The sequence below is a fragment of the Halogeometricum sp. S3BR5-2 genome, from assembly GCF_031624635.1.
Taxonomy (GTDB): domain Archaea; phylum Halobacteriota; class Halobacteria; order Halobacteriales; family Haloferacaceae; genus Halogeometricum; species Halogeometricum luteum.
Genome location: NZ_JAMQOQ010000001.1, coordinates 951,402 through 974,055 on the forward strand (window position 1 = coordinate 951,402; position 22,654 = coordinate 974,055).

24 protein-coding genes are annotated in these 22,654 nt (G+C 68.3%); 10 read left to right on the forward strand and 14 right to left on the reverse strand.

The window, feature by feature from the left end; translation table 11 throughout:
* Positions 1 to 4: 4 nt before the first annotated feature.
* Entirely contained in the window at positions 5 to 772 is a 768-nt protein-coding gene (locus NDI79_RS04915) for a cobalamin-binding protein (RefSeq protein WP_310927323.1), read from the reverse strand.
* 328 nt (positions 773 to 1,100) lie between these two features.
* Between NDI79_RS04915 and NDI79_RS04920 the strand changes: the two genes are divergently transcribed.
* Positions 1,101 to 2,072: a transcription initiation factor IIB gene (locus NDI79_RS04920; RefSeq protein ID WP_310927324.1), complete on the forward strand. Its 972-nt coding sequence runs from the start codon at positions 1,101 to 1,103 to the stop codon at positions 2,070 to 2,072.
* A gap of 116 nt (positions 2,073 to 2,188) precedes the next feature.
* A complete protein-coding gene (locus NDI79_RS04925; protein WP_310927325.1) occupies positions 2,189 to 2,653 on the forward strand; it encodes a zinc ribbon domain-containing protein in 465 nt (154 codons plus the stop codon).
* A 207-nt stretch (positions 2,654 to 2,860) separates the two neighbouring features.
* On the opposite strand, the gene NDI79_RS04930 is transcribed toward NDI79_RS04925, so the two are convergent.
* The 3 genes from NDI79_RS04930 to NDI79_RS04940 form a co-directional block, all read right to left on the reverse strand.
* Positions 2,861 to 3,055, reverse strand: coding sequence for a hypothetical protein (locus NDI79_RS04930; protein WP_310927326.1), 195 nt, complete (start codon positions 3,053 to 3,055; stop codon positions 2,861 to 2,863).
* A 181-nt stretch (positions 3,056 to 3,236) separates the two neighbouring features.
* Positions 3,237 to 4,433 (reverse strand): 3-dehydroquinate synthase II, encoded by a 1,197-nt coding sequence (locus NDI79_RS04935; RefSeq protein WP_310927327.1) that lies wholly within the window; start codon positions 4,431 to 4,433, stop codon positions 3,237 to 3,239.
* A 123-nt stretch (positions 4,434 to 4,556) separates the two neighbouring features.
* The gene (locus NDI79_RS04940) at positions 4,557 to 5,576 is read right to left on the reverse strand and encodes a DMT family transporter (protein ID WP_310927328.1); all 1,020 of its coding nucleotides are present in this window, start codon (positions 5,574 to 5,576) and stop codon (positions 4,557 to 4,559) included.
* 240 nt (positions 5,577 to 5,816) lie between these two features.
* Here NDI79_RS04940 and NDI79_RS04945 point away from each other — a divergent pair, with 240 nt between their 5' ends.
* Together NDI79_RS04945 and ppk2 are read left to right on the forward strand one after the other, a co-directional pair.
* The gene (locus tag NDI79_RS04945) at positions 5,817 to 6,611 is read left to right on the forward strand and encodes a helix-turn-helix transcriptional regulator (RefSeq protein ID WP_310927329.1); all 795 of its coding nucleotides are present in this window, start codon (positions 5,817 to 5,819) and stop codon (positions 6,609 to 6,611) included.
* Positions 6,612 to 6,713: 102 nt separating this feature from the next.
* Complete coding sequence (gene ppk2 / locus NDI79_RS04950; protein ID WP_310927330.1) at positions 6,714 to 7,550, forward strand: polyphosphate kinase 2; 837 nt, start codon at positions 6,714 to 6,716, stop codon at positions 7,548 to 7,550.
* A gap of 72 nt (positions 7,551 to 7,622) precedes the next feature.
* On the opposite strand, the gene NDI79_RS04955 is transcribed toward ppk2, so the two are convergent.
* Genes NDI79_RS04955 through trpC form a run of 4 tightly spaced genes read right to left on the reverse strand, consistent with a single transcriptional unit; the run spans position 7,623 to position 11,358 of the window.
* Entirely contained in the window at positions 7,623 to 8,417 is a 795-nt protein-coding gene (locus NDI79_RS04955; protein WP_310927331.1) for a 2-amino-3,7-dideoxy-D-threo-hept-6-ulosonate synthase, read from the reverse strand.
* Between the two features lie 37 nt (positions 8,418 to 8,454).
* Positions 8,455 to 9,297, reverse strand: coding sequence for a tryptophan synthase subunit alpha (gene trpA, locus NDI79_RS04960; RefSeq protein ID WP_310927332.1), 843 nt, complete (start codon positions 9,295 to 9,297; stop codon positions 8,455 to 8,457).
* A 1-nt stretch (position 9,298) separates the two neighbouring features.
* On the reverse strand, positions 9,299 to 10,546 hold the full coding sequence (gene trpB / locus NDI79_RS04965) for a tryptophan synthase subunit beta (RefSeq protein ID WP_310927333.1): 1,248 nt from the start codon (positions 10,544 to 10,546) through the stop codon (positions 9,299 to 9,301).
* Positions 10,543 to 11,358: an indole-3-glycerol phosphate synthase gene (trpC, locus tag NDI79_RS04970; RefSeq protein ID WP_310927334.1), complete on the reverse strand. Its 816-nt coding sequence runs from the start codon at positions 11,356 to 11,358 to the stop codon at positions 10,543 to 10,545. Before trpC ends, trpB begins: the two co-directional genes overlap by 4 nt.
* Before the next feature lie 84 nt (positions 11,359 to 11,442).
* Between trpC and NDI79_RS04975 the strand changes: the two genes are divergently transcribed.
* Complete coding sequence (locus tag NDI79_RS04975; RefSeq protein ID WP_310927335.1) at positions 11,443 to 11,895, forward strand: MGMT family protein; 453 nt, start codon at positions 11,443 to 11,445, stop codon at positions 11,893 to 11,895.
* 13 nt (positions 11,896 to 11,908) lie between these two features.
* Here NDI79_RS04975 and NDI79_RS04980 read toward each other — a convergent pair whose 3' ends face one another.
* Together NDI79_RS04980 and lonB are read right to left on the reverse strand one after the other, a co-directional pair.
* A complete protein-coding gene (locus NDI79_RS04980; RefSeq protein ID WP_310927336.1) occupies positions 11,909 to 12,832 on the reverse strand; it encodes a CPBP family intramembrane glutamic endopeptidase in 924 nt (307 codons plus the stop codon).
* Between the two features lie 6 nt (positions 12,833 to 12,838).
* Positions 12,839 to 14,932 (reverse strand): ATP-dependent protease LonB, encoded by a 2,094-nt coding sequence (gene lonB / locus NDI79_RS04985; protein ID WP_310927337.1) that lies wholly within the window; start codon positions 14,930 to 14,932, stop codon positions 12,839 to 12,841.
* A gap of 168 nt (positions 14,933 to 15,100) precedes the next feature.
* Between lonB and NDI79_RS04990 the strand changes: the two genes are divergently transcribed.
* Together NDI79_RS04990 and NDI79_RS04995 are read left to right on the forward strand one after the other, a co-directional pair.
* The gene (locus tag NDI79_RS04990) at positions 15,101 to 15,640 is read left to right on the forward strand and encodes a nicotinamide-nucleotide adenylyltransferase (protein WP_310927338.1); all 540 of its coding nucleotides are present in this window, start codon (positions 15,101 to 15,103) and stop codon (positions 15,638 to 15,640) included.
* Between the two features lie 56 nt (positions 15,641 to 15,696).
* On the forward strand, positions 15,697 to 16,290 hold the full coding sequence (locus NDI79_RS04995) for a trimeric intracellular cation channel family protein (protein WP_310927634.1): 594 nt from the start codon (positions 15,697 to 15,699) through the stop codon (positions 16,288 to 16,290).
* 66 nt (positions 16,291 to 16,356) lie between these two features.
* Here NDI79_RS04995 and thsA read toward each other — a convergent pair whose 3' ends face one another.
* A complete protein-coding gene (gene thsA / locus NDI79_RS05000) occupies positions 16,357 to 17,916 on the reverse strand; it encodes a thermosome subunit alpha (RefSeq protein WP_310927635.1) in 1,560 nt (519 codons plus the stop codon).
* 250 nt (positions 17,917 to 18,166) lie between these two features.
* Here thsA and NDI79_RS05005 point away from each other — a divergent pair, with 250 nt between their 5' ends.
* Complete coding sequence (locus NDI79_RS05005) at positions 18,167 to 18,997, forward strand: amidohydrolase family protein (protein WP_310927339.1); 831 nt, start codon at positions 18,167 to 18,169, stop codon at positions 18,995 to 18,997.
* Positions 18,998 to 19,001: 4 nt separating this feature from the next.
* Here the strand turns inward: NDI79_RS05005 and NDI79_RS05010 are convergent, their stop codons facing one another.
* From NDI79_RS05010 to NDI79_RS05020, 3 genes are all read right to left on the reverse strand, one after another.
* Positions 19,002 to 19,904: a glycosyltransferase family 2 protein gene (locus NDI79_RS05010; protein ID WP_310927340.1), complete on the reverse strand. Its 903-nt coding sequence runs from the start codon at positions 19,902 to 19,904 to the stop codon at positions 19,002 to 19,004.
* Positions 19,905 to 20,059: 155 nt separating this feature from the next.
* Complete coding sequence (locus NDI79_RS05015) at positions 20,060 to 20,782, reverse strand: class I SAM-dependent methyltransferase (protein WP_310927341.1); 723 nt, start codon at positions 20,780 to 20,782, stop codon at positions 20,060 to 20,062.
* Positions 20,783 to 20,906: 124 nt separating this feature from the next.
* A complete protein-coding gene (locus NDI79_RS05020; protein WP_310927342.1) occupies positions 20,907 to 21,299 on the reverse strand; it encodes a PPOX class F420-dependent oxidoreductase in 393 nt (130 codons plus the stop codon).
* A 137-nt stretch (positions 21,300 to 21,436) separates the two neighbouring features.
* On the opposite strand from NDI79_RS05020, the gene NDI79_RS05025 reads away from it, so the two are divergent.
* Entirely contained in the window at positions 21,437 to 21,709 is a 273-nt protein-coding gene (locus tag NDI79_RS05025) for a MarR family transcriptional regulator (protein ID WP_008389180.1), read from the forward strand.
* Positions 21,710 to 21,809: 100 nt separating this feature from the next.
* Positions 21,810 to 22,598 carry an MBL fold metallo-hydrolase gene (locus tag NDI79_RS05030; RefSeq protein WP_310927344.1) on the forward strand — a complete coding sequence of 263 codons (789 nt, stop codon included), beginning with the start codon at positions 21,810 to 21,812 and terminating at the stop codon, positions 22,596 to 22,598.
* The last annotated feature ends 56 nt before the right edge of the window (positions 22,599 to 22,654 follow it).

Genomic DNA, 22,654 nt, shown 5'->3' on the forward strand with positions numbered 1-22,654 from the left:
GTCGCTACGCGTCCGCGGGGTGGAGCAGGTCGGCGAGCGTCTCGACGCCGTCGACGAGTCGGGGACTCGGCTGGTTCAGGAGGGAGTCGTCGAGGACGTGGACCGCCGCGTCGACGTCCCACCCGCGGTCGCGGAACGACTCGGGGGAGACGCGGTCGCCGCGGCCGCAGAGGTGGAGGACGACGTGGTCGGGGTCGGCGCGTTCGACCGCCTCCCGGTCGACCTCGCGCGAGCGGTCGCCGGCGTCGACGAACGGACAGCGCCCGCCGGCGGCGGCGACGGCGTCGGGCACCCAGTTGCCGGCGGCCATCGGCGGGTCCGACCACTCCTCGCAGTAGACGACGGGGCCGGAGTCGGGTCCGTCGGGCGTGCGCGCCTCGACGGCCGCGAGTCTGTTGCGGCAGTCGGCTGCGAGCGCTTCCCCCGCCTCCGGACGGCCGACGGCGGCGCCGAGCGTCTCGAAGGAGTCGAGCACCTCGTCCAACCGCGCGGGTTCGACGTGACACACTTCGTACCCCCGGTTCCGCAGTTCTTCGCGGACGTCCGACTGGAGGGCGTCGCTGGTGCAGACGAGGTCGGGGTCCGCCTCGGCGAGTCGGTCGTAGTCGGGGTTCAGCCACCCGCCGACGACCGGGGCGTCGGATTCGGACTCGCAGTGGGCGGTGACGCCGACGAGGCGGTCGGCCGCCCCCATCGCGTCGAGCGTCGCCGTCGCACTCGGGGCGAGGGAGACGACGCGCGTCGGGGCGCCTCGGGTGTCGGACTCCTGCATACCCGAGGTTCACGGCGGCACCCGTCAAGACGGTGGCGCTCGCGGGCGCGTCGCGTGTCACTGATACCATATAAACGTGATTGATATGTAGTCACAAACGGCGATTCGAGGGGCTGTGCGCCGCGTTCGCGCGAGCGATTCCGAACGTCTTATGTATCGATACTCTGTCTGTGATGTACGGAACGCTCCGAGCCTTTTCCACAGCCGTGCCTGTGCTCTGGAGCATTCGTCGCCTACATCCATGAGCGAGAAGAGTACCTTCACTCGCCGGAACGCGAGAACGAAAGAGGAACGAGCGGATACCAACGAGAGCGAGTCGAAGCGGTCCATGGGACAGAAGTGGGGCCGTCGCGACGAGGACGAGTCGGAGACCGAATCCGAGTCCGAGAGCGCCGCCGAGGAACTGACCTGCCCCGAATGCGGCGGCAACGTCGTCGTCGACGACGAACACGGCGAGACGGTCTGTGACGACTGCGGTCTCGTCATCACCGAGGACTCCGTCGACCGCGGGCCCGAGTGGCGCGCGTTCGACTCCCAGGAGAAAGACCAGAAGTCCCGCGTCGGCGCGCCGACGACGAACACGATGCACGACAAGGGGCTGTCGACCAACATCGACTGGCGCGACCGCGACGCCTACGGCAACTCGCTGTCGTCGAACCAGCGTCAGAAGATGCAGCGACTGCGGAAGTGGAACGAGCGCTTCCGCACCCGCGACTCCAAGGAGCGCAACCTCAAGCAGGCGCTCGGCGAAATCGACCGCATGGCGTCGGCGCTCGGCCTGCCCGAGAACGTCCGCGAGACGGCCTCGGTCATCTACCGCCGCGCCTTGGACGACGACCTGCTTCCCGGCCGCTCCATCGAGGGCGTCGCCACCTCCTGCGTCTACGCGGCCGCGCGGATGGCCGGCGTCCCGCGCTCGCTGGACGAGATTTCGGAGGTCTCCCGCGTCGAGAAGAGCGAGGTCGCCCGCACGTACCGCTACATCGCGCGGGAGCTTTCGCTCGAAGTGAAGCCCGCCGACCCCGAGCAGTACGTCCCGCGCTTCGGCTCCGAACTCGGCCTCTCCGACGAGGCGAAGATGCGCGCGCGCCAACTGCTGCAGAACGCCAAGGAGAAGGGCGTCCACTCCGGTAAATCGCCCGTCGGCCTCGCCGCCGCGGCCGTCTACGCCGCCGCCCTCCTCACGAACGAGAAGACGACGCAGGCCGCCGTCAGCGAGGTGGCCGACATCTCGGAGGTCACCATCCGCAACCGCTATCACGAACTCCTCGAAGCCGAGGAGAGCCTCGGAGTCGCCTGATTCGGACGCTCGCGTTCGACGCACGGCGACCGACGGAGTCGATTCTCGATTTCTTCGCCCGGAGAGCGGCGGCGAAACCCGACAGTTAAGCACGGGGGGCGCTTCGGGGTTTGACGATGGCCGGCGCACGACGGCGCGCGATGGTGGCCGCGTTCGTGGGCGTGCTGGGTGCCAGCGTCGGTATCGCCGGCGCGGGCCACGTCTACCTCCGCGAGTGGCGACGCGCCGCCTCCTGGTTCGCCTTCGTCGTCGGCGCGGGGCTGATTCTCCTGTCAGTGTTCGCCGACCCGACGGCGGTCACGCCGTCGACGCTCGATCAGGTTCCCTCCGAGGTGACGGGGCCGCTGTTCGTCCTGCTGTTTCTCAGCACGTTCGACGCCTACTACGTCGCCGCCCGCGACGCGCGGGACGAGGGCGGACCGCGCTGTCCCGCCTGCGGCGGCGAACTCGACCCGGAGGTGCGGTTCTGTCCGTGGTGCGCGACGGAGTTCAAGCGCCGCCCGGTCGAAACCGGCGCCGACCCCGAACCCGTCGACCCGGAGACGTCGGAGGGCGGAAGCGAACATTCGGAGCGGGAGTGAGCGGTGAGAATCCAGAAGGCGAGACGAGTGCGTGCCGATGAGCGCGAGCGTCGGCGCGCGGTCGCGTCGCGTTTCCGTCGGCCAGATGCTGTCGAACCCCCCGAAGTCAGACAGCAATCGGGTGCTGACTACAGAGGGTGAGTGCAGCAGACAGTCATCCGTCATTCCATACAGGACGGGTTGAGCGAACCGGTTAGAGGAGCGTGCTCACTCCTCAATGGCTTCCTTGTACGACTGCCACGCGAAGGGAACGAATATGAGGAGAATACCCACGACCAATACTGCAAAAGGGTTGATACTGGCGTTGAACACGCTTGCCACAAAGGCAGTGAGAAAGACGAAGCCGTAGAGAATCCCGCCCCACCCGCCGGAGACCGAATTAGCGAGGTCAGCAGCCTTCATTACAGGGCCACAAGCGATACTTGCATAAATTGTTATCTCTCCATAATATGAAGGAGAACTCCTGCATCCGTGGTTATCCCTCTGGTACAGGGTTCTGAACTCGTGACCGACTTGCGCTCTCTATTCAGCACGACCGACGAAACCTATCGCCGCGGGAAAATATCGGCGGAGCCGTCGGACGCTACTTCTCGATGATGCTCTCTTCGACGGCCTCGCCGAAGTGCCGGGCGGTGTCCTCGTAGTAGAGCAGAATCTCGTCGCCCGCTTCGAGGTCCGTGACGGCCTTGCGGCCCTCGCGGGTCCGCACCTTGATGGTCTCGGCGTTCTGGAGGAGCGTCTCCACCCTGTCGCCCTCCACGTCGGCCTCGACGCGGAACATCGGTCGCTTCTCTATCTTCACGCGGCCGACGATGGCCTCGCGGGTGCGGCCCTCGCTGTCGACGACCTGGACCTCGTCGCCCGATTTGAGTTCCGAGAGGTACTTCGTCCCGCCGTCGGGCGTGCGCACGTAGGCGTGGACGGCGCCGGCGTTGACGCGGAACGGGCGGGAGGCGACGTACGGCGACTCGGCCGTCTCCGCGTGGACGAAGAAAAGGCCGCGACCCATGCTCCCGACGAGCATCCCCTCGTCGTGTTCGAGGAGGTTACCGGTGTCGACGCAGACGCGGTCGGCCATCCCCGTCCGCTCGACGGCCGTCACCTCGGCCCAACTGAGTTCGAGCGTCTCGCGTTCGGCGGCGTCGCGCGCCTCCGCGGTCTTGCGAATCTCGTCGGGGTCGTCGCTGTCGAGGAGGACGCCGTCGGCGCCGAGTTCGAGCGTCTCGAAGGCCGTGCGCGCTTCCTCCGCAGTGGTGACGCCCGCGATGAGGTCCGTCTCCTCGCCGATGCGGGCGATGAGATTTTCGAGGGGAATGATGGTCCAGTCCTCGCCGACGACGATGGTGTAGTCGGCGTCCTCGGCGGCCGTCTCGGCGAACGACTCGTACTCCTTCGAGAGGATGCGGACGTAGGCACCGTTCGCGCGGTTGTCGCCGCGGCGGAGCGTCGTCAGGTCGGCGGACCCCGAGAAGTCGCCCGGCAGGTCGATGGTGCCGTCGCCCTCGCCGTCCTTGCCGACGATGTACGCGTCGGCGGCGGCCCCCGCCTCGGCCTCGGCGTCGGGGTTCTCCGCCTCCTCGACGTCGTCGATGAGGCTCGCGTCGGTATCCGTCCGGAAGGCGGCCACGTTCACGTCACCCAGCGACCGGACGCGCCCGACGTCCGCCTCGTCGACGAGAACCCAGTCGACGCCCGCTTCGAGGCCCGCCGTTATCCGTCGCTTCCGCGCCTCCCAGTCGCCGACGCTGTCGTCGGCCTTCAACCAGACGCTCCGTGTCATCGTCGGAGAGACTCGGTGGCGGGGTTAAAGCGTGGCGACTCTCCGGAGGTTTGCCGGACGGCGCGGCGGCGAACGGGACGAGAGCGGAGAGGAAAAGGAGGCGAAGGAAGGAAACGAGAGCGCTCAGTCCTGTTCGTTCCAGCGGACGTCGCCGTGGACGGCGGCCGACAGCGTGTCGGGGTCGGCGGCCACCTCGACGTCGACGGCCACCTCCTCCGCGACGCGGGCGCGGAGGCGCAAGAGTTCGACCGCGATGGCGCCGCGGCCCAGGACGGTGAAGCCGAGGAAGATGGTGGCGAACCCGGCGAGCGTCGTCGCGGAGATGGTCTCGCCGAGGAACGCCCACCCGCCGAGCGTCGCCACGACGGGGACGACGTAGAAGACGAGGTTGCCGCGGATGGCGCCCACCTCGTCGAGCAGGCCGAAGTAGGCGATGAACGCCAAGGCGCCCGAGAAGACGCCTACGTAGCCGAGGGCGACGTACGCCGCGGGCGTCCACTGGATGGCGGCGAACGACTCGCCGGCGCCGAGACTCAGCAGGTGACAGACCAGCGCACCCACCGGAAGCGCCCACGCCGTTCGGACCGTGCTCGGGAGCGAGGCGTCCGCCCGGCGGATGAGCACGGCGCCCAGCGCACCGGAGACGGCGGCGGCGAGGAGGAGCGCCTTCCCCACGATGGCGCCGCCGAGGAGGTTCGAGGGGCTGACGCCGACGACGAGGGCGACGCCGACGAAGCCGAGCGCCATCCCGACGGCGCCCGCCTTCGAGAGCCGTTCGTCCGAGAGCAGGAACGCCGCGAGGAACGGCGTCAGGATGGGGTTGAGGCTGTAGATGATGGAGCCGACGCCGCTCGAAGTGTACGTCTGGCCGACGAAGATGAAGGCGTTCGTCAGGCCGATGGCGAACACGCCCGCGGCGAGGATGCCCGCGAGGTCCGAGCGGGACTGCGGGAGCCACTGTTCGCGGGGGAAGCGGTACGCCGCGTAGCCCAACAGCAGGACGGCACCGATGTCGAACCGGAGCGAGACGAACAGCAGGGGCGGGAAGTACGCCGCGCCGGCGGTGGCGGCGACGAACGTGCCGCCGAAGAAGACGCTGGCCGCGAGGAAGAACCCGAAGAGGCGGTACTTCGACGCGGCCACTATCGCCGTCCCCCCCGCATCAGTCGTTGCGTACCGATGCGTCCGTTCCGTGTGAGTGTGGAAGTCATCAAGTAATTCTATCTAATAGCCGTTCGTCCATATATCTGTCCAGAAATAGCTTCGATAACTGCATTAATGTCACGCCGCGACTGGCTGTCCCCCCGCGGGAACCTTTCAGACCTTGACGAACTTTCATCCCTCGAAAAGCGCTATGTGGGGGCCGCGACAACGGGGAGGTAGATGGACACCGCGCTCGAAGAGATAGAGTTCCTCGCGCTGTCGGCCAATCGGGTGCAGGTGCTCGACGCGTTGCGCGAGGGCAGGCACACGCGGCGCGAACTCGTCGAACGCACGGGCGCGTCCCAGCCGACGCTGGGCCGCATCCTGCGGGATTTCACCGACCGGCACTGGATCGAACGCGACGGCGACGCCTACGCGGCGACGGCGACGGGGCGACTCGTCGCGGCGGAGTTCACCGACCTCCTGGAGACGCTGGAGACGGAGGGGAGACTCCGCGAGGTGATGCAGTGGCTCCCCACCGAGGAGATGGGGTTCGACCTCCGATGCCTCTCGGATGCGACCATCACGACGCCGAGTCAGACCCGTCCCGGCGCGCCGGTTCAGCGGGTGCTGGAACTGCTCGAACGCGCCGAGTCGGTTCGCATCTTCTCGTACGCGTTCAACGAGCAGAGCCTCGACGTGATTCGCCGGCGGACCGTCGAGGAGGGACAGACGTTCCGGGGGGTGTTCTCGCCGGCGGCGGTGGACGCCCTCGCGCACGACTCGGCGCTCCGGCGCCGACTCCGCGAACTGACCGACCACGCGGACGCCGAGATTCGCCTGTACGACGGGGAGATTCCGCTGGCGGTGACGATAACCGACGACGTGGCGCACCTGTTTCTCCGCGACGAGAGCGGCCTGCTCCGGGCGGCCATCGATTCGGACGACCCCGAGGTGCTGGCGTGGGCCGAAGAGCGGTTCGAGCGGTACTGGGCGGAGTCGTCGCCGCTGGAGGGCGAGGAACTGGCGGAGTGAGTCCGACGAGAGCGGCGAGCGGCGGGCGCCGGGGGACCGAGCCCGGACGACCCGACCGAACCGAGCCGAGAGACTATCTCGCCGGCCGCCCTCCGTGCACGGATGGGAGACGAGTTCGAGTACAACAAACGGGGCGTCCTGAAGAAGAAACAGTACGAGCGGGAACTGGACCGGCTCCAAGAGGAGTTGGTGAAGTTGCAGTACTGGGTCAGATCCGAGGGGTTGCGCGTCTGCGTCGTCTTCGAGGGACGAGACGCCGCGGGCAAGGGCGGAGTGATAAAGCGAATCACTCGCCGCCTCAATCCGCGCGTCGCCCGCGTCGTCGCGCTCGGAACGCCGACGGACAGAGAGCGCAACCAGTGGTACTTCCAGCGGTACGTCGAACACCTCCCGACGGCGGGCGAAATCGTGCTGTTCGACCGTAGCTGGTACAACCGCGCCGGCGTCGAACGCGTGATGGGCTTTTGCACCGACGAGGAGTACGAGGAGTTCATGCGCTCGTGTCCCGAGTTCGAGCGGATGCTGGTCCGGTCGGGAATCGTCCTCGTGAAGTACTGGTTCTCCATCAGTCCCGACGAGCAGGAGCGACGCTTCCAGAGACGTATCGACGACCCGAAACGGCGGTGGAAGCTCAGCCCGATGGACCTGACGGCGCGGTCGAAGTGGGCGGAGTACTCGAAGGCGAAAGACGAGATGCTCGAACGCACCGACATCGAGGAGGCGCCGTGGCACGTCGTCAACGCCGACGTGAAGCGGCACGCGCGCCTGAACTGCATCACGCACCTGCTCGACCAGTTCGATTACGAAGACCTCACGCCGGAACCGATGGACCTGCCGCCGCGGCAGTCCGATACGGGGTACGAGCGTCCGCCCATCGACGAGCAGAACTGGGTTCCGGCGACGTACGGGACGAACCCGACCGAAGGCGACGACTGGTGAGCGCCGACGCTCGCTCGTCGGCATCGAGACGGGCGGCGGCAGTGGGCGGGCGGAAAAGAACGGAAGGGAAGCTTACGCTTCGAGTTCCAGACCCGCCTCGTGCAGGGCCGTCTCGGCGTCCTCGTCGCGGTGGAGGACCGAACTCACCGCGCGCGTGATGGACTCGGGGTCGTCGTGCTGGAAGATGGAGCGACCCATCGAGACGCCGGCCGCGCCGGCGTCCATCGCGCCGCGGACCATCTCGATGGTCTGTCGGTCCGTCCCGCGGCTTCCGCCGGCGATGACGACGGGGAGGCGCGTCGCCTCGCAGACGCGTTCGAAGGTGTCGGGGTTCCCGGTGTAGGCCGTCTTCACCACGTCGGCGCCGAGTTCCTCGGCGAGGCGGACGGCGTGCGCGAGGTTCTCGGCGTCGTGCGGGTCGGTGTCGCGGCCGCGCGCGTAGTTCATCGCGAGGACGGGGACGCCGAAGCGGTGGGCCTTCTCGGTGAGTTCGCCCAGTTGAGTTATCTGGTCGGGTTCGAACTCGCTGCCGACGTTCATGTGGAAGGAGACGGCGTCGGCGCCGGCGCGCAGGGCCTCTTCGACCGACCCCGTGATGCGCTTGTCGTTCGATTCGGGGCCGATGACCGTCGACCCGTTCAGGTGGACGATGAAGCCCTTGCCGTTCTTCTTCGGGTGGACGCGCCGCGCGACGCCCTTCTGCGTGAGGACGGCGTCCGCCCCGCCGCGCGTGATGGCGTCGACGGTCGTTTCGAGGTCGACGAGCCCTTTCACCGGGCCCAGCGTGATTCCGTGGTCCATCGGGACGACGAGGTATCGCCCCCCTGTCGAGATGCGTTCGAGCCGTGATGTGATTCCTACGTCCATGGTGCAGTTAGTATGGTAGTGTGTAGCAAATAGGGCGTTATGTGCGTTCCGCTTCGGGCGCACGTTGCGCCAATCCGCGCTCGGCCCCCTCTTTCAGTTCCCGCGCCTTCTCCTCCAGTCGGGCCGCCACCGTCTCGGCGTCCTCGTCGTCTTCGTGGCCCTCAGCCACGATGTCGACGAGGGCGCTCCCGACGATGATGCCGTCGGCGCCCGCGGCGACGATTCGCTCGGCGTGGTCGCCCGTCTTGATTCCGAACCCGACGGCCTTCGGGACGTCGTATTCGGCGAGTCTATCGAGGCTCGATTCGGTCTGCCCGGAGACGTCGTCCTGCGCGCCGGTGACGCCGAGGCGCGCCTGCACGTAGACGTAGCCGGAGACGCGTTCCATGATGCGGTCGAGTCGGTCGCCCTCCGTCGTCGGCGCGACGATGAACACGAGGTCGAGGCCGAACTCGTCGCAGGCCTCGCGCAACGGGTCGGCCTCCTCGGCGGGAAGGTCGGGGACGACGAACCCCGACAAGCCCACCTCCGCGGCCTTCTCGACGAACGGCCGCGGTCCTTCTTCGTCTCCGTAGCGATAGATGAGGTTGTAGTAGGTCATACAGACCAGCGGAACCTCCACGTCGAGGGCCTCGACGAACTCGAAGAACCGGTCGGGGGTCATCCCCCCCTCCAGCGACCGGACGACAGCCTCCTGAATCGTCGGGCCCTCCGCGACGGGTTCCGAGAAGGGGAGACCGAGTTCGATGACGTCGGCGCCGCCGCGTTCGAGGGCTTCGACGTATTCGAGAGAAGAGTCGAAGTCGGGGTCGCCCGCCGCGAGGTACGGCACGAACGCCGCGCCGCCCTCGAAGGCGGCGTCGAGTGCGGGGTTGCCCATCTCAGAACCCCCCCGCGAACGCGTCCATGTCGGGCGCGATGTCGATGTCGCGCTTCGACGTCTCCTCGATGACGGATTCGAGGTCCTTGTCTCCTCGGCCGGAGACGTTCACCAGCACCGTCTCGCCGAGTTCGTCGTGGTTCTCCTCTAAGTAGGCGAACGCGTGCGCCGTCTCCAGCGCCGGGATGACCCCCTCCAACTGCGAGAGGCGGTGGAAGGCGGTGAGGGCGGCGTCGTCGTCGACGTTCACGGCCGTGACGCGCCCCTCGTCGACGAGGTGTGCGAGTTCCGGACCGACGCCGGCGTAGTCCAATCCGGAGGAGACGCTGTGGCTCTCCATTATCTGACCGTCCCTGTCTTGGAGGAGTTTCGTCCGCGCGCCGTGGAGGACGCCCTCGGACCCCGTCGACAGCGACGCGGAGTTGGGAGCGACGCCCGCCTCCTCGTCCACGTCGAGGGAGGACCCGCCGGCCTCGACGGCGTAGAGACCCACGCCGTCGTCGTCGACGAACTCCGCGAACGCGCCCATCGTGTTCGACCCGCCGCCGGCGCAGGCGAGCACCGAATCGGGCAGGCCGTCCGTCTTCTCGCGCATCTGCGCGCGCGCCTCCTCGGAGATAACTGATTGAAAGTCGCGGACCATCGCCGGGAACGGGTGCGGGCCGACGACCGACCCGATGACGTAGTGGGTGTCCTCGACGTTCGTCGCCCAGTCGCGCATCGTCTCGGAGATGGCTTCTTTGAGGGTGCCGCGGCCGACGGTGACTGGGTTCACCTCGGAACCGTTCAGCCGCATCCGGAAGACGTTGGGTCGCTGGCGGTTGATGTCGCGTTCGCCCATGTACACCTCGCAGGGCATGTCGAGGTGGGCGGCCGCCATCGCCGTCGCGGTGCCGTGCTGGCCCGCGCCCGTCTCGGCGACGATGCGCTCTTTGCCCATGTACTTCGCGAGGAGCACCTGCCCGAGGGCGTTGTTGAGTTTGTGCGCGCCGCCGTGGAGGAGGTCCTCGCGCTTGAGGTACACCTCGCGGCCGTAGCGCTCGGAGAGTCGCTCCGCGTGCTGGGTGGGCGTCGGCCGCCCGCCGAAGTCGCGGAGGCGGCGCCGGAACTCGTCCATGAAGCCGTCCTCGTTGCCCAACACGTACCGCTCGTACGCGTCGTTCAGTTCCTCGATGGCCGGCATGAGGGCCTCGGGAACGTACTGTCCGCCGTAGTCGCCGAACTTGCCGTCGAAGGTGGTCTCGCTCATTCTGTCGTCTCCGTATCCGTATCCGCGTCCGTCTTCGCATCCTCGGCAGCGTCTGTCGCTCCCGCGAACCGCTCCGTGTTCGCCCGCACGTCGCCGTCCATGATGGCCGTGCCGATGAGGAGGGCGTCCGCGCCCGCCGCGCGCATCCGCCGGGCGTCCCCGACCGTCTTCACGCCGCTCTCGGCGAGGAGCGTCACGTCGTCCGGAGCGTGGGGCGCGACCGACTCGAACGTTTCGAGGTCGACCTCCAACTTCCCCAGGTCGCGGTTGTTCACGCCGATAATCTCCGCACCGGCTTCCAAAGCCGATTCGAGTTCCGCCCGGTCGTGGACCTCCACGAGCGGTTGGAACCCGCGCTCTCGCGCCGCCGTCACGAGGTCCGGGAGGTCTTCACCCACGAACCGCGCGATGAGAAGCACCAGATCGGCCTCCACGGCGTCTAACTGCGACTCCTTCACGACGAAGTCCTTGCGCAGGACGGGCACGTCCACCGCCTCGCGGATTCGTCGAAGGTTCTCCGTCGACCCGCCGAAGTGGTCGGGTTCGGTCAGTACGGACAGCGCCGTCGCGCCGCCGGCGACCATCTCCTCGGCGAGTTCGACCGGGTCGTCGGTCCGTTCGCCGTCGGTCGTCGGGCTGGTGGGTTTGACCTCCGCGACGACCGGCACCCGACCCGCCGCCTCCGTCTCGGCGACGGCGTCGGGGAACGACCGCGCGGAGACGGAGACCCGTTCGTCGCCGCCGGGTCGCTCCCGCGCGGCGTTGAGGATGGAGCGGACCTCGGGGGCGAGTGAATCCTCACTAGCGTTCATCAGTGTACACTAACGTACTCATCTGCACATAAGACTTGCGCGTCGTCGTCAAGGTTCAAGGGCGAACCGGGCGAAGCCGTTCGCATGAACGCCGGTGTGTTCGCCCGCCACTCCGAAGTGCTCGGGCGAGCGGTGCAGATAGGCGTCGCGAGCGGAAGCGTCATCAGCGTCTCCTTTCCCGCCGAGGTGCCGCCGGACGCCGACGCGGAGCACTCGCTGCTCGACAGGGTGTTCGACTACCTGGAGGGAGAACCCGACCACTTCGACGACGCGCCCGTGGCGCTGACCGTGCCGACGGAGCACCGGCGCGTCCTCGACGCCGTCGGGAACGTCCCGTACGGGGAGACGGTCGAACTCCGACGCGTCGTCCGCATGGCGGGACTGGACCCCGACGACGAGGAGGACGCGTCGACGGCGCGAACCGCGCTACGAGAGAATCCGGTGCCGCTGTTCGTCCCGGACCACCGCGTCGAGGACGCCGCGGGCGCGACGCCCGACGAGGTGGCCCGGCGCCTGCGGGCGCTCGAATCCGGGTAGTTTCGTCTCCTCCCTACGTCAGCCGCGCCGCCCAGTCGAGTTCGAGCCCCTCGTGGACGACGAACTCCAGGGCGTTCACGAGGTAGTGCGCCAGCACGACGGCGAACAGGCTACCCGTGAGGACGTACGCCGCCGCGAGGACGAACCCGAGCGTCCCGGTGACGAGGACGCCGAGGCGCCCCTGCGCGTTGTGCCCGAGGGCGAACGCGACCGAGGAGACGAGAGCGAGGAGCCACGGCGAGACGCCGAAGCCGGCGGCGAAGACGCCCACGAGGGCGCCGCGGAAGAGCAGTTCCTCGAACCCGGCGATGACCGGGAGGACGGCGAAGAGGAGGACGGCCCACCCGGCGGGCGTCTCGGGCGCCAGCGCCTCCCGGAGTTCCTCGGCGTTGCCGAGTCCGCGCGCGGCGCCCAGCGCGGCCCCGACTTGGTTGACGACGTACAGGACGACGCCGAGAGCGGTGCCGACGGCGAGGGACGCGGCGGACAGCGAGTCCGCCCCCGCGCCGAACGCCGACGGGGGAATCCGCGCGTACCACGCGCCCGCGAGGAGGAAGACGGCGAACAACCCCTGCGAGAACGCGACGTTGGCGAGCAGTTCGGCGGTCGATAGCTCCGGAATACCTCCGGCTTCGACCCCGTTCTCGTCTTCGTCCTCGTGCGGCGGGTCCAACCGGTAGCGGACGCCGGATTTCGGGAGGACGACTTCCCGGTGGTCCGGGGCGCCCCCGGACGGCTTCCGCGCTCGGTCCGACGACCCCTCGGGGTCGTCCGGCGCCGCTCGGACGTCGCCGTCCCTGCTCCCGTTCTCGTCCTCGACCGCTCGGTGCGGCCGCTCGTCGTCGGGTGAAATAGCGCCTCGGGAGGCGAAAGAGAGGACCAGGAGGCCCGCCGTGACGACGCTCGCGAACGCGGCGAACGTCGCCCAGTCGGGCATCCGGCGTTACTGCGGGCTCGGGCTCGACGGCCCGGACACCTGCTCCGGGTTGAACGCGGAGCCGGTGATGCTCTTGAGGCGGTCGACGAGCGAGTCCTTCTCGGGTTCGCCCTCGAGCGCCACGTCGAGCACTTCGCTGATGTGGCTGACGGGGATGATCTCGACCATCTCCTCGTACTCCTCTTCGATCATCACGTCCTGCATGTTCGCCTGCGGGATGATGACCTTCGAGCAGCCCGATTTCGCGGCGGCCTCTATCTTGTGCGTGACGCCGCCGACGGGGAGCACGTCCCCGCGGACGGACAGGCTGCCGGTCATGGCGAGCGACTGGTCGACGCCGACGTTCTCCAGCGCGGAGATGACCGCCGTGGCGACCGTCACGGACGCGGAGTCGCCCTCCACGCCCTCGTAGGACTGCACGAACTGGATGTGGATGTCCTTCTGGGAGATGTCCTCGTCGGAGAACTTCTTGATGATGGCCGATACGTTCTGGACGGCCTCCATCGCTATCTCCTGAAGTTTCCCGGTGGCGATGACCTCGCCCGGCCCCTGCGAGGGCGTGACCTCGGCCATCACGGGCATCATGATGCCGGAGTCCTCGCCCATGACGGCGAGACCGTTGACGCGGCCGACCTGGTAGCCGTCGGCCACCTGCAGTTCGTAGTCCTTGCGGCGCTCGATGTAGTCGTCCGCGAGCTGCTGTTCGATGGAGCGGCTGCGGCCCTTCGCCTGCAGCACGTGCGCGCGGGTGACCACGTCGGCGTCCTCCGCGCGGGCGATGTCGCCCGAGACGCGGACCAGACCGCCGAGGTTGCGCAGTTCGAGCGTGAGGTGGCCCTTCCGGCCCGCGCGGCGGCGGGCTTCGAGGATGACCTCCTCGATGGCCTCGGAGCTGTATTCGGGCAGGCGGCCGTCCTTCTTGACCTCCTGTGCGACGAAGCGCGCGTACTTGCGCCGCATCTCGGGGGTGTCCTCGATGGTGTCGTCCATGTACACCTCGTACCCGTACCCCTTGATGCGCGAGCGCAGGGCGGGGTGCATGTTCTCCATCGCGTCGAGGTTCCCGGCTGCGATCATGATGAAGTCCGTCGGGACGGGTTCCGTCTGGACCATCGCGCCCGAGGAGCGCTCGGACTGGCCCGTGATGGAGAACTCGCCCTCCTGGATGGCCGTCATCAGGTGCTGCTGGGAGCGGATGTCGAGCGTGTTTATCTCGTCGATGAACAGCACGCCCTTGTTCGCCTTGTGGATGGCGCCGGGTTCCACGCGGTCGTGGCTCGGCGTCTCCATCCCGCCGGACTGGAACGGGTCGTGCCGGACGTCGCCGAGGAGCGCACCGGCGTGCGCGCCCGTGGCGTCCTGGAACGGCGCGGCCGCGCCGTCGGCGTTGTTGACGATGAGGTTCGGAATCATCGCGTCGCTTCCGCGGGAGCCGTAGCGGAAGGCGAGGTAGATGACGCCGGCCGCGAGGATTCCGAGCAGTATCTGCCCGGCGATGATGAGCGAGTAGCCGAGGACGATTGCGATGATGATCCACATGAGGAACGAGCGCATCTGGTTGCGCTTGCGCGCCTCTTCTTTGTGGGCCTCGACTATCTGTTCGCCTTTCCCCGCGGGGACCGTTCGGACCTTGGGGTTGTTGCCGTCGTCGGGGTTGTGGTAGACGAGAACGTCCTGCAGTTCCTCTTTCGGCAGCAGTTCGGACATCGCCTTGGCGAGCATCGATTTGCCCGTCCCGGGCGACCCGATCATCATGACGTGGCGGCGCTGTTTGGCGGCCTTCATGACCACGTCGCGGGCGTGCTCCTGACCGATAACTTGGTCGACGAGGCGGTCCGGCACCTCTATCTCGCTCGTCGAATCGATCCGGAGCCCACCGAGGAGGTCGTCTTCGTCCACGTCGTCGGCGACGTCGGCTTCGACTTCGACGTCGCTCCCGAGGTCGTCGATAGTCCGCTCGTCGACGTCGTCGGTCCCGTCGTCGGGGACCGACTCCGGGAAGACCTCCTCGTCCGCACCGGTGGAGGAGTCGGGGGACTCTTCGGGGATGTCGACCCCCTCTTCCGAGGAGTTTTCGTCGGTATCCATGTCGTTACTCATAGAACTGTTTCGCTACTTCAAAGAAAGGCTGCACGACTGATATACTTTCTCCCCGTGTGCGTTTCCACCACCCTGACGCCATTCGGCTGATTCAGCCCTCCTGCATCGTGAAATCGCGGATTCGTCGGACTCGCCGGGTTTATAAAGGCAGCCGGAGAAATCGAAAGCATGCGGGGGTTCTACATCGGTCGCTTCCAGCCCTTTCACAACGGCCACCACCGGATGGTCGAAGAGATAGCCAAAGAGGTGGACGAACTCGTCCTCGGTATCGGTTCCGCCGGCGATTCCCACTCGCCGCGAAACCCGTTCACGGCCGGCGAACGCGTCATGATGGTGACGAAGTCCGTCGCGGACTTCGACATCACCACCTACGCCGTCCCCATCGAGGACCTGGACAGAAACTCCGTCTGGGTGAGCCACGTCCAGAGCATGTCGCCCGCCTTCGACGTGGCGTACTCGAACAACCCCCTCGTCATCCAACTGTTCTCCGAGGCCGGCGTGGAGGTCCACCAGTCGCCGATGTTCAACCGCGACGTGCTGGAGGGCACGGAACTCCGCGACCGGATGAGACACGACGAGAACTGGCGCGACCTCGTCCCCGACCCCGTCGAGCGAATCATCGACGAGGTGGGCGGCATCGAACGCCTCCAACGCGTCAGCGACACCGACTCGAACGGCGGGCGCGAGGACTACCCCTCGCCGTCGTAGCCGGCGTGTCCGTCCCTCCGTTCGTCTCCACCGTCACCCCCGACCCGTTCGCCGTCATGAACGTCGTCGGCCTTCTCGCGTTCGCCGTCGCGGGGTCGCTGAAGGCGTCCGACGCCGGCCTCGACCTGTTCGGCGTGGCCGTCCTCGGCGTCCTCACCGCCCTCGGCGGCGGCACCGTCCGCGACGTCCTCGTCAACCGACCCCCCGCATCGCTGACGACGACGGGAGACATGACCGTCGCCCTCGTCGGCGTGGCCCTCGCCGTCGCCATCTCGCGGCGCGCCTCCGAACACGCCCGCGTTCTCGACAGTCGCGCGTTCCTCGTGAGCGACGCCGTCGGCCTCGCGGCCTTCGCCGCGACGGGGGCCCTCGTCGGCACGGACGCCGGACTGGCGCCGTACGGGGTGGTCGTCCTCGCGGCGGTGACGGCCGTCGGCGGCGGGTCGCTGGCGGACGTGCTCCTCGGCCGCGTGCCCGTCGTCCTGCGCGAGGACTTCTACGCGACGCCCGCCCTCCTCGGCGGCGGCGTCTTCCTCCTCGCGCGTCTCGCCGGCGCGCCGACCGGGATTCCCGCCGGCGCCTGCGCCGGCGTCGTCTTCGCCGTGCGGATGCTGGCGCTCCGGCGCGAGTGGCGACTCCCGCGGGTCTGAGGGCGCGGCGGTCGCTCCGAACAGGACGACGAACGAAAGAAAACGACAGTCTGCGACGCTACGGTCTCACTCGGCGGCGATGACGTCGTCGATGCGGACGATCATCGTCGCGGCCTCGGTGGCGGACTCGACCGCCTCGCGCTTGACCGCGGCGGGGTCGAGGATGCCGTGCTCGACGGGGTCGCCTATCTCGCCGCTGCGACCGCTGGAGATGACGCCCGCGATGCCCTCGTTCTCGTAGCGCGCGCGCAGGTCGACCAGGGCGTCGATGGGGTCCATGCCGGTGTTCTCCGCGAGGGTGCGCGGAAGCGCCTCGACGGCGTCGGCGAACGCCTCGACGGCGAGTTGCTTGCGGCCCTCGATACCCGCGGCCTCGGCGCGGACGTGGTCGGCGATGGCGATTTCGGTCGCGCCCGCGCCGGGGACGACGCCGCCCTTGTCGAGGGCCGCGACGGTCACGTCGATGGCGTCGTTGATGGCGCGTTCGAGTTCGTCGACGACGTGTTCGGTGCCGCCGCGGAGGAACAGCGTGACCGCCTTCGAGGCGTCGCCGCCCTCGACGAACACGAGTTCGTCGTCGCCGTACTTCTTCAGCGAGACGGAGTCGGCGCGACCGAAGTCGGATTCGTCGAGGTCGGTCGCGGAGCCGAGGCGCTTGGCGCCCGTGGCGCGGGCGATGGCGCGCGCGTCGGACTTCTTCACGCTCTTGAACGCGAGGACGCCCGCGGCGGCGAGGTGACCGGCGACGCGGTCCGAGATGGACTTCGTGCAGAACACCACGTCGACGCCGGCGTCGGCGAACGCCTTCGCGTAGCCGCGGAGTTCGTCGTCCTCGGCCTTGAGCGCCGCGTCCAACTGCTCGACGGAGGTGATGGTGTACTCGGTGTCGACCTCGCCCTTGCGGACGTCGAGTTTCGCGTCGAGGACCGCGACGGTGGCGTCCTCGACGGACTTGGGCATGTTGTCGTTGACGGGGTCTTTGTCGATGACGACGCCCTCGACGAGTTCCGTCGCCGAGGAGGACGCGCCCGTGCGGGTCAGTACGCGCACGTCGTCGCGGTCGAACCGACCGTTCTCGGCGTGGACCATGCGGACCGCGCGGACGACGTGCTGTGCGAGGACGTCGGCGGTCACGTCGCCGGTGCCCTTCCCGGTCATGCTGGACTCGGCGACCGTCTCGAGGAGGTCGTCGTCGAGGTCGACGTCGAGCACCTGCGCGTCGATGGCCTCCTGCGCGAGGCGGGCCGCCTCGGTGTAGCCCTCGACGATGACGGTCGGGTGGAGGTCCGCTTCGAGGAGGTCCTCGGCGTGCGCGAGGAGTTCGCCCGTCAGAACGGCCGCGGTGGTGGTGCCGTCGCCGACCTCCTTCTCCTGTGTCTCGGCCACTTCGACGATCATCTGCGCGGCGGGGTGTTCGATGTCCATCTCTTCGAGGATGGTCGCGCCGTCGTTCGTGATGACGACGTTACCTGTGGAGTCGACCAGCATCTTGTCCATCCCGCGGGGGCCGAGCGTCGTCCGTACGGCGCTCGCGACGGCCTTACCCGCTCGGATGTTCGAATCTTGGGCGGCCTGACCGCGCGTTCGGGAGCTACCGCCGGAGAGGATGTACAGGGGCTGCTGCATTCGTGACGACATGAGTGTGAAACCTCACCCCTGTAGACGACAGCGGTTCTATAAATACCTTTCGTAGCCGGAGTGTCGAAAAATCGCACGACAGGAGCCGAATGAGGGTGCTACTCGGTCGCAATCCGAACGCAGCGAGTGTATCCAAGATACAAAAAGCTTTGGTAACCGCGAGGGTTCGGCGGACGACCAGTCTCGTAGCTGAACAGTTCTGAGAAGCTATTTTACCTCGCCCGAGAACGGTCGAACCGTGCTCGAACTGAACCACGGGTTCCGGGTGGTGGACGTCCACGCGCGGTTGGACCCCGACGGCGAGGAGTCGGTGGCCACGCGGGGACGGGAGACGAGTCCCGAACGGTTGGAGCGGGAACTCCACCAAGCCGGCGTCGTCCGCGCCGTCGTCTCGCCGGGGCGGCGCGCCGAGGGGGAGGGGTACCTCCGCGCGAACAACGCCGTCGCGCGGATGAGCGTCGACCGGCCGTTCGTCGCGTTCGCGCGCGTGAACGGCCCGCGGGACCCGAGCGGACGCGCCAGCGCGCGCCTGCGGAACCTCACCGCCTCCCGGGACGACAGCCACGCCGACCCGGACGACATCGAGCAGTACGCCTACGACGACCGGTTCCACGGGTTCACGCTCGCGCCCGCCGTCGACGGCCTGCCCGACGAGGAGACGCTGGACCGACTGGACGACGTGGGCCTGCCCGTCCTCGTCCACGGCGGCCGGGAGTTCACCCCCGACGACGCCGCCGAGACGCTCCTCAGACGGGAGTTCCCCGTGATACTCGCCGGGTTCGGCGGCTATCCGCTGGAACGGGACCTGATGAACCGGAGCATCGACCTGTTGGAGGAGTTCGACGGCCTCCACCTCGACACGAGTTTCGTCCGCTTCCGCGGCGTGATGGAGCGCGCGCTGTTGGAGCACCCCGACCGAGTGTTGTTCGGGAGCGGCGCCCCCGAGGCGCACCCGAACGTCGGCGTGATGGAACTACTGACGCTCGACGTTTCGGAGGACGCGATGCGCCGGGCGTTCTCGAAGAACGCCGCGCGTGTTATCCCCGAACTCGGGCCCGGCGAGGAGTGAGGGGTCAGCGCCAGTCGTACGTCGCGACGGCGCGGTCGGTCCGCTTCGAACAACCGTGGGGGTTCCGCGCCGTCGACCGGTCGCGGGCGCGGGCGACGAGTCCGTCGGAGATACCCGTGGCCATCCCGCCGACGACGTCCCTCCCCGTCCCGAACCACCCCGTCGGCGTCGCGTCGCCGCGGACGACGTCCCGAGCGGCGGAGAACGCGTCCGTCCGGGCGTGCCTGAGCGTCCGCCGGGCGACGGTGGGACGGAAGCCGTAGTTCTTCGCGAGTCGGTAGCCGAGCGCGCGGTACTTCCAGCCCCAGTCGCGTTCTTTCACGCCGCCGTCGGCCTCGTACTCCGTCCGGACGCTCATCTCCGGGCGCCACGTCACCGCCTCCCCGGCCCCGGCGAGTCGGTGCGCGACGTCGCGCGCGCCGCCGGTGAGGAGGTACTCGTCGAAGCCGTCGAGTTCCTCCAGGGCGTCCCGCCGGAAGGCGACGTTGCCGCCGTTGAAGTAGGTCACGTCGCGGCCGCAGATGGTCCGCCGTTCGAGCGTCTCGGTGGTCATCCCGGCGCGGAGCGTCCGGTGGGAGGGCCCGGTCACCGCCGCCGCCTCTTCGAGGCCGTCGGTGACGCCGTCCAGCCATCGCTCCTCGACGGCGAAGTCGTAGCGCAGGAACGCGATTGCGTCGCCGGAGGCGGCGCGGATGCCGGCGTTGCGGGCGACGTTCAGCGTCCGGTCGGATATCTCGACGAGGACGTCCACGTCGTCTCGGTCGCGCACCATCCCCGTGGTGCCGTCGGCCGAAGGGCCGTTGACGACGACGACTTCGGCGTCCGGGGCGGCCTCGGCCAGGGCGTCGAGGCCGGCCGCGAGGCGGTCCCGACCGTTGAGCGTCGGAACCACTACCGAGAGATGCATACGCGTCCGTACGGACGGAGAGACTTAAATGCCGTCGCTCCGGCCGACGGGAGAAGAACGGCGCGGCGGCCCCGTCGTACCGTCTCTCGCCGGTCGGACCGCCGGTTCGCCGCAACGGGGTGGTGAACCGGGGAAAACGGCGGCGAGAGACGGTATCAGTCCGCGTCGGGGACCGAGGCCGTCCAGTACGACACCGACGCGAGACGTTCGCCGAGCGACGTCCCGCCGAACGAGGTGTCGAGGCCGCGGAGTTCGCTGGCGACGCCGTTCGGCATCTTCCGGTAGACGCCGTACGGGACGACGAAGTCGTGGGTCGCCTCGGTCAGTCTGAGACCGGCGTCGCGGAGGAGGCCGTCCACCTCCGACTCGCCGTAGAGTCGCGACCCCATCGGCAACAGCCAGTTGTACACGAGGCGCGCGCTGGTGTCATTGAACGTGTCGAAGAACACCACGTCCTTCGAGACGCGCGCCATCTCCGCGAGGAACTTCGCGGGCGTGTCCGCGAGGTGGAAGAATCGCATCGCGAACACGGCGTCGAAGTGGTCGTCGGGGAACGGCAGACGCGCCGCGTCGCCCCGGAGGAACTCGATTCGCTCCGCGACGTCCGCTCCGGCCCGCCGCGCCTTCTCGCGTCCCTGCGTCATCATCGCCCGCGAGATGTCGAGTCCGACGATGTTCGCACCGCGTTCGGCGAGCATGACGGTGAACCGACCGGTACCGCAGGCTATCTCCAGAACGTTCTTGCCCTCGACGGGACCGACGGCGTCGAGGACGGCCTGCTTCTCTCGGTGGTCGATGAGTCGCCCGCCGCGGGAGAATCGCTTCGAGTCGTACTCTTGGGCGACGTCGTCCGCCTGGTACCACTCCTTTCCTTTCACACTACACCGTACTGCACGCCGACGGCCTAAAACCGTACTGGATGCGGCCGGACGACCGACCGCCGGCGGGCGCGCCGACGACGGGACGGACCGACCGCGGCGCGCCTCGGCCGCGTCCGCCCGGTTACCCGCTGGTGACGACGTTCTCGGCCGGGATGCGGATGATGACTCGGCCCCCGGACTCCTCGTCGTGGTAGGGGTACTCGTCGACGTCCATGTACCGCCGCGCGAGTTCGTCGATGTGTTCGCGGGCGCCCTCGTCGACCAACTCCGCCTCGCCGCGGACGGAGACGTAACGGTAGGGGTCGTCCGGGTCCAGGACCGAGACGCCCACCTTCGGGTCTCGCTGGACGTTCTTTACCTTCCGGCGGCCGTACGCGCTGTTGAGGAGGACGTACTCGCGGTTCTCGTGACCGACCCAGACGGGCGTCACCTGCGGCGTTCCGTCGGGCATGACCGTCGCGAAGTGGGCGAACGACTCCTTCTCGAAGATGTCGACGTGAGACTCGGGAATCACGTTCCGCCCGTCGACGCGGCGGGAGAAAACGGTTCGCCATCGAATAATAATATGACCTTATTTGTGTATAATGTGACTGCATTGTTTTGACACACTTGTAGCCAAGCTTTACCACGGCAGACGTGTTCGCGTGGAGTATGAGCACCAGTACCGCAGAGATGAACCGTGAGGACCCCCTCTCGGAGGGCGAGTTCCGCGAACGACTCCGAGAGTTACCCCCGAGCGCGAAGCTCGTCGCCAAGGTGTTAGAGGGCGACGCGCCGCTCTCACAGGGCGAACTCGCGGAGGAGTCTCTGCTTCCGGACCGGACTGTCCGCTACGCGCTGAACCGGCTGGAGGAGTCGGACCTCGTCGGGTCGCGCTACAGTTTCAAAGACGCTCGAAAGCAGGTCTACTTCCTGAACACGTAATCGACCGACGACCGTGAACGGCGACCGCAGGACGGACTGACCAAGCCACCTCCCGCCGTTCACCAGTACCGTTTTCTCAGACCCCCGCGAACCCGGAGCCGTGACTTCCATCGCCCGCGCGCCGGTTCCGGTCACCACCCGCGCGCCCGCGGGGTCGACGAACGCCTACGTCGTCGGGTCCGACCGAGCGCTGCTGGTCGACCCGGCCGGCCGGACGGACGAACTGGACGAACTCGTCGTCGAGCGACGCGTCGAGCACGTGACGGTGACACACACTCACCCCGACCACACCGGCGCGGTACGGGCGTACGCCGAGGAGACGGACGCGACCGTCTGGTGTCGGCGCGGCCGCGAGGTCCGCTTCGCCGACGCGACGGGCGTCGAACCCGACCGGACGTTCGTCGAGGGCGAGACGATCTCGGTCGGCGGAGGCGACGGCGTCGCCGTCCTCGACACGCCCGGCCACGCCCCCGACCACGTCGCCTTCGAGGGCGACTTCGGCGTCTGCTGCGGCGACTTGGCCGTCGCCGAAGGCAGTGTCGTCGTCGGCGCGCCGGAGGGGAGCCTCCGCGCCTACCTCGTCGCCCTCCGCCGCCTCCACGCCCGCGACCCGCCCGCCCTCTACCCGGGGCACGGTCCCGTCGTCGACGACCCGCGAGCGACCTGCGAGCGCCTGATCCGACACCGCCTCGACCGCGAACGGAGCGTCCTCGACGCCGTCGGCCGCGGCGCGACGGACGTCGACGCGGTCGTCGACGCCGCTTACGGGAAGGACCTCACCGGCGTCCGCGACCTCGCACGCGCGACGGTCATCGCCCACGTCGAGAAACTCGACGCCGAGGGGCGCCTCCGGTGGGACGCCGAGTCCCGGCGCGTCGAACCCGTCTGAGCGAGGACGCTCGCCCTCGACCGGACCGGGAACGTTTTTCGACCGCGCACCGAAGC